Origin of the sequence: Microcystis sp. M_QC_C_20170808_M3Col, from assembly GCF_007095505.1 — a bacterium.
Lineage (GTDB): Bacteria > Cyanobacteriota > Cyanobacteriia > Cyanobacteriales > Microcystaceae > Microcystis.
This window is the reverse complement of record NZ_SFBY01000379.1, coordinates 1-5,023: the sequence shown is the minus strand read 5'-3', so window position 1 is coordinate 5,023 and position 5,023 is coordinate 1. Positions and strand designations below refer to the sequence as shown.

The window sequence follows — 5,023 nt, the reverse complement described above, 5'->3', positions numbered from 1 at the left end:
TCCCTGAAAATTAGGTAGTTGACCACCTGAAAATCGGTAAAACCCATCCCCCATCCCCCATCCCCCAACCCCCAACCCCCAACCCCCACCGAAAAACTTTTTCAGCAGACCCTATTTACTAATAATTTCGGCGGGTTGCGGATTAGGAATCGGTTCAAAGTTGTGGTCGTCAGCCAGATATTCGGGATAGGTGGAGAATTGGGGTAGTATTTCTAGGGTAAAAGCCTCGGCAGCTTTCGAGCGATAGCGATTCGGGTTAATAATTACCGACAAAGTGCGTCGTACTTCCACATCTTTAATTCTGGTAGCGTGGATAACTCCCATTTGTAGTTCTTTTTCGATCGCTGTCACCGAGACAAAAGCCGCCCCCAAACCGGATTGTACAGCATTTTTAATCGCCTCGATCGAGTTAAGTTCCATCTCCACTTTTAAGCGCTTGGTATCGATCTCGCAACGAGTTAAAACCTTGTCGATAACTTTGCGAATCGTCGATTGGGAATCGAGGGTGATAAATTTTAGTCGATATAAATCCTCTTTTTGAATCATTTCTACCTTAGACAGAGGATGAAAAATAGGCAGGACTAAAGCCAGTTCATCTTCTGCGTAGGGGATAATCCGCAGGGTTTCTTGTAATTCGGCGGGAACTTCTCCCCCGATAATGGCTAAATCCACTTGACCGTTAGCAACGCTCCAAGAGGTGCGACGGGTGGAATGAACTTGTAGCTGTACGGATACTTCTGGGTATTTTTGCCGAAAAAGCCCGATCATGCGGGGAAGAAGATAGGTTCCCGTGGTTTGGGAAGCGCCGACGATCAGGGTTCCCCCTTGCAGATTTTGTAGATCTTCGATCGCCCGACAGGTTTCTTGACAGAGAGTGATAATTTTTTCGCCGTAGCTTAAGAGTAGGTATCCCGCTTCCGTTAATTGGGCTTTCCGACCGCCCCGGTCAAATAACGGCACATTTAGCTGTTTTTCGAGGTTTTGTACCTGAAGACTGACCGCCGGTTGAGATACATACAGGGTATCTGCCGCCCGCTTAAAGCTTCCTTCGGCAGCGATCGCTTTGAGAATTCTCAGTTGGTCTAGGGTGAAAGGAATGTCGGTCATAGAAAGCCTCAAAAACAGCGACGGGAGAAGGGGAGGACAATAGCGACAAATCTTAAGCCAGTGCCGATAAATACACTGAATTGACAGTACCACACCACGGGGATCAATGCTTCAGGTAGTTCCAGTTATCAGTTATCAGTTATCAGTTATCAGTTATCAGTTATCAGTTATCAGGAGACAGGAAACAGGAGATGGTCTGTGTGAAAACGAGGTCTATACTGATGGAATATCCGCAAAATAGCCCTAAAAGTCTTGCTCGATAAGCATTTCACGATTCCATAAGCAAAAATTATCACACAAAGTCGAGAAGAGCCGAGACAGGAGACAGGAGACGGGAGATTATTTTTATTTATTCTTCCCACTTCCCCACGTCCCCACGTCCCCACGTCCCCACGTCCCCACTTCCCCACTTCCCCACGTCCCCACTTCCCCACTTCCCAACCCCTCACTGTTTACTGTTTACTGATCACTGAAAAAGGCTGCCTGAGCAATTATTGCATTGACTTTTGTGTACCACTTAATCGTTATTAACCAAGAATCTTAATGATATTTTAAGATTTTTTAAAAAACCGCCCCTAGCCGAGATGAACGTCTATCCTAGAGGGGAGCGAGCATAGATTCCTATTCCCGTTCGATCGCCCCCTAATTCTCTGGAGATCAGCACCCATGCTTACTTTGCTCCGTTCCCTGCTATTTTCCACCCTATTAAGTTTTGTTGCCCCCGTCCTCTTGGTGGGTTCTATTTTAACTGCTTTATTGGCCACCAGTCATGTCCCCGGCTTTACTTGGGTTTGTCAGACCGGTTTTAGCCAAATCCTGCAATTTTTAACCATTTTCGGCGGCGGTTATCCCCTACAAGGAATGTTAACCATCGCTGTCACCTTTGCTTTTGTTGGCAGTTTATTCGATTTATTTAACTTTTACGTCTATCAAACCAATCGGGGACAGTAGCAGGCAAAGGGTGATAGGGACTGTCTAGAATGGGAATGAGGTTTTTATGGGATCGAATCGTCTATGCGCCCTATTTTCTACCGTTTTTGGCTACTAACAATAATTTCCCTGCTGCTCACCCTGAGTATCGGGATTGTCAATCCCCAACCTAGTTTCGCACGCTCGTGGATGGATTTACTTTTTCGCGGTGTGCAGGTTATTCAACTCGCCACTATTTCTCCTCAGCAGGAAGTTGCCCTCGGTAGGCAGATTAATCAAGGTTTATTAGAATCAGGTAAAATAAAACTGGCCAAAGATGCCAGAATTAACCAATATGTCCAAGAAATCGGCCAGCGATTAGCGGCAACTAGCGATCGCCCTGAGATTCCCTACACTTTTCAAGTGGTGCGCGATAATAGCATTAACGCCTTCGCAACCATGGGCGGATTTGTCTATTTACACACGGGATTGATTAAAACTGCTGATAATGAGGCAGAATTAGCCAGCGTCATTGCCCATGAAATCGGCCATATCGTCGGTCGTCATTCTATCACCCAATTACGCAATACTGCCCTCGCCCAAGGACTTCTCAGCGCGGCGGGATTAGACACAAAAACTTGGGTACAATTGGGAGTCAATCTCGCCTATAATCTGCCCAATAGTCGCAAGGATGAATTAGAAGCGGACCGACTGGGTTTAAACAATCTAGTTGAGGCTGGTTATGCACCCACGGCGATGATCTCCTTGATGGGAAAATTAGCACAACAGGGGGGTTCTACCCCGACAATTCTCAGCACCCATCCTGCTACAGGCGATCGCATTTTGGCACTGCAAAAACAGCTTAATTCGGTTAATAACAAGCAGAATCAAGGTTTAGACGAGGATTATTACCAATTGCAGATTCGTTCTCTCCGCTAATCAGACAATTTCCCGAACGGATAAAAACTCGGCCACCGCTTGATTAAAAATTTCAGGTTCCCCTAAAAATGCCCAATGATTACCCGGTATCTTTTTAATCTCTAGAGAAGTTAAATACCTTTTATAGGATTGAATTTGCCAAGCAGTGCGATTTAATCCCTGCTGGGGAAGGATTAATAAACTGGGAATATCTAAAGTTTTAGTTAATCCGGCAAACCCCATGACATCCTCAAAAATTTCCCCGCGTGCCGATAAAGTAAATTTACTGCTCCAACTGCCATCAGCTTTTTGTTCGATGGCATTTTTAAACACCTCTTGCTGTAGATTTGACCAACCTTTATATTGTTTTAATTGACGAGCGATCGCTTCTATGCTCTGATAACTATCAAAGGAGCGAGTAATCTTTAAAAAGGGCAAAACTTGATAGAGAATTGGAAAAGTTATCCTAATCCAACTAGGCATTTTATCGATAAAAAAGGGATCGACTAAAATTAAACTCTTAAATACTTCCGGCTGTTGAGTTGCCCAAATTGCCGCTATTTTAGCACTCCAAGAATGACCTAAAATATGTGCTTGCGTCCAACCAAAATGATTAATTAAAGCCCTTAAATCGCCGATATAATCCTGAAAGTGATAACCGGTTGCCGGTTTACCGCTTTCCCCATGTCCCCGCAAATCTGGGGCAATAACTTGATAATTTGAGCTTAAATAATCGCCCAAACTTGACCAAACCAAAGCATGATCCGCCATGCCGTGCAATAATAATAGAGGCATACCTCGATCGCTCCATTGTAAATAGGAAATTTCCATCGAGTTACTGGTAAAAGTCTGGCGTTGTGGCATAAATTCTCGGCTGATTTTTACTCTATAATTTAAATATCACTTAATAAAACTTCATACAATGGCACTACAATCTCCGATCACTGGGACTAGCTTAGAGCAATTGTCTTGGACATGGCAAGGTCACACCATCCCCTACACTGTGCGGGGAGAAGGACAACCCCTAGTATTAATTCACGGTTTTGGGGCATCTATCGGTCATTGGCGCAAAAATATCCCCGTTTTAGCGGAAAATGGCTATCAAGTCTATGCCCTAGATCTTTTGGGATTTGGGGGTACAGATAAGCCCGCTTTAGATTATAGTCTCAACCTTTGGCTGCGGCAAATACAAGACTTTTGGCGAGAAAAAATGGCAAAACCGGCGGTATTTATCGGTAATTCCATCGGGGGACTGATTACCTTAATGCTGATGGCAGAATCTCCCGAAATCACTGCTGGAGGAGTAATTATTAACTGTGCCGGAGGATTAAACCATCGTCCCGAAGAATTAAATTTGCCGCTGCGTTTAATCATGGCTGCCTTTACTGGTTTAGTTAGTTCTCCGGTGACAGGAAAGTTTATTTTTGAACAGGTAAGGCAGAAAAATCGCATCCGTAACACCTTAAAACAGGTTTATCGGGATCATGCTGCGATTACCGAGGAATTAGTCGAAATTATCTATCAACCCTCCTGTGATGCGGGTGCGTGGGGAGTGTTTGCATCGGTGTTGACAGCACCCCCCGGACCTTCTCCCCAGGAATTATTACCGCAAATCGATCGCCCTTTATTGGTACTCTGGGGAGAGGATGACCCTTGGACACCGATCGCCGGTTCGGTAATTTACCAAGAAAGAGCTAAAATGGGAAATAATACCCAATTTTATCCGATTGCCAAAGCCGGTCACTGTCCCCACGATGAACATCCCGAAAAAGTTAATCAATTAATTTTGAGTTGGCTGTCGGAAATGGGGATTTAGTCAGTTAAAAAAGTTGGGGTTGAGGGCTAATTTTTCCGGGCCCCAAAGGTAAATTTAATGATTTTTGCGGCCAGTTTTTCCCTGAGGGAGAAATCATTGACATCCTCGCCGCCGTAAAACGGACGGCGATTCCTCACCACGCCACTTTTTTAGAGTGGTCGCTGAACGGGGTTGACGCAGATAGCGAAAAACGCTTAATTGCTTAAGTCTGACACTTTCGACCCGTCCGTTTTGAGTGTCCGAATGCCCTCCGGCCACTTTGAACAAGTCGAA

At 44.9% G+C, this 5,023-nt stretch carries 6 protein-coding genes; 3 read left to right on the top strand and 3 right to left on the bottom strand.

Going from position 1 to position 5,023, the window contains the following annotated elements:
* Positions 1–111: 111 nt before the first annotated feature.
* The gene (locus tag EWV84_RS17565; protein ID WP_286826850.1) at positions 112–1,107 is read right to left on the bottom strand and encodes a LysR family transcriptional regulator; all 996 of its coding nucleotides are present in this window, start codon (positions 1,105–1,107) and stop codon (positions 112–114) included.
* 666 nt (positions 1,108–1,773) lie between these two features.
* On the opposite strand from EWV84_RS17565, the gene EWV84_RS17560 reads away from it, so the two are divergent.
* Positions 1,774–2,058 carry a hypothetical protein gene (locus EWV84_RS17560; protein WP_287079042.1) on the top strand — a complete coding sequence of 95 codons (285 nt, stop codon included), beginning with the start codon at positions 1,774–1,776 and terminating at the stop codon, positions 2,056–2,058.
* Positions 2,059–2,121: 63 nt separating this feature from the next.
* Positions 2,122–2,955, top strand: coding sequence for a M48 family metallopeptidase (locus tag EWV84_RS17555; RefSeq protein WP_287079041.1), 834 nt, complete (start codon positions 2,122–2,124; stop codon positions 2,953–2,955).
* Here the strand turns inward: EWV84_RS17555 and EWV84_RS17550 are convergent, their stop codons facing one another.
* On the bottom strand, positions 2,956–3,798 hold the full coding sequence (locus EWV84_RS17550) for an alpha/beta fold hydrolase (RefSeq protein ID WP_287079040.1): 843 nt from the start codon (positions 3,796–3,798) through the stop codon (positions 2,956–2,958).
* A 58-nt stretch (positions 3,799–3,856) separates the two neighbouring features.
* Between EWV84_RS17550 and EWV84_RS17545 the strand changes: the two genes are divergently transcribed.
* Positions 3,857–4,750, top strand: a complete 894-nt coding sequence (locus tag EWV84_RS17545; protein ID WP_287079039.1) for an alpha/beta fold hydrolase — start codon at positions 3,857–3,859, stop codon at positions 4,748–4,750.
* Between the two features lie 93 nt (positions 4,751–4,843).
* Here EWV84_RS17545 and EWV84_RS17540 read toward each other — a convergent pair.
* Positions 4,844–5,023: hypothetical protein (locus tag EWV84_RS17540; protein WP_287079038.1), on the bottom strand; the 180-nt coding region annotated here is incomplete at its 5' end.

Bases quoted from the DNA above. Each gene is read 5' to 3' on its own strand.
- EWV84_RS17565 (WP_286826850.1), bottom strand. From the start codon at position 1,107: ATGACCGACATTCCTTTCACCCTAGACCAACTGAGAATTCTCAAAGCG.
- EWV84_RS17560 (WP_287079042.1), top strand. From the start codon at position 1,774: ATGCTTACTTTGCTCCGTTCCCTGCTATTTTCCACCCTATTAAGTTTT.
- EWV84_RS17555 (WP_287079041.1), top strand. From the start codon at position 2,122: ATGCGCCCTATTTTCTACCGTTTTTGGCTACTAACAATAATTTCCCTG.
- EWV84_RS17550 (WP_287079040.1), bottom strand. From the start codon at position 3,798: ATGCCACAACGCCAGACTTTTACCAGTAACTCGATGGAAATTTCCTAT.
- EWV84_RS17545 (WP_287079039.1), top strand. From the start codon at position 3,857: ATGGCACTACAATCTCCGATCACTGGGACTAGCTTAGAGCAATTGTCT.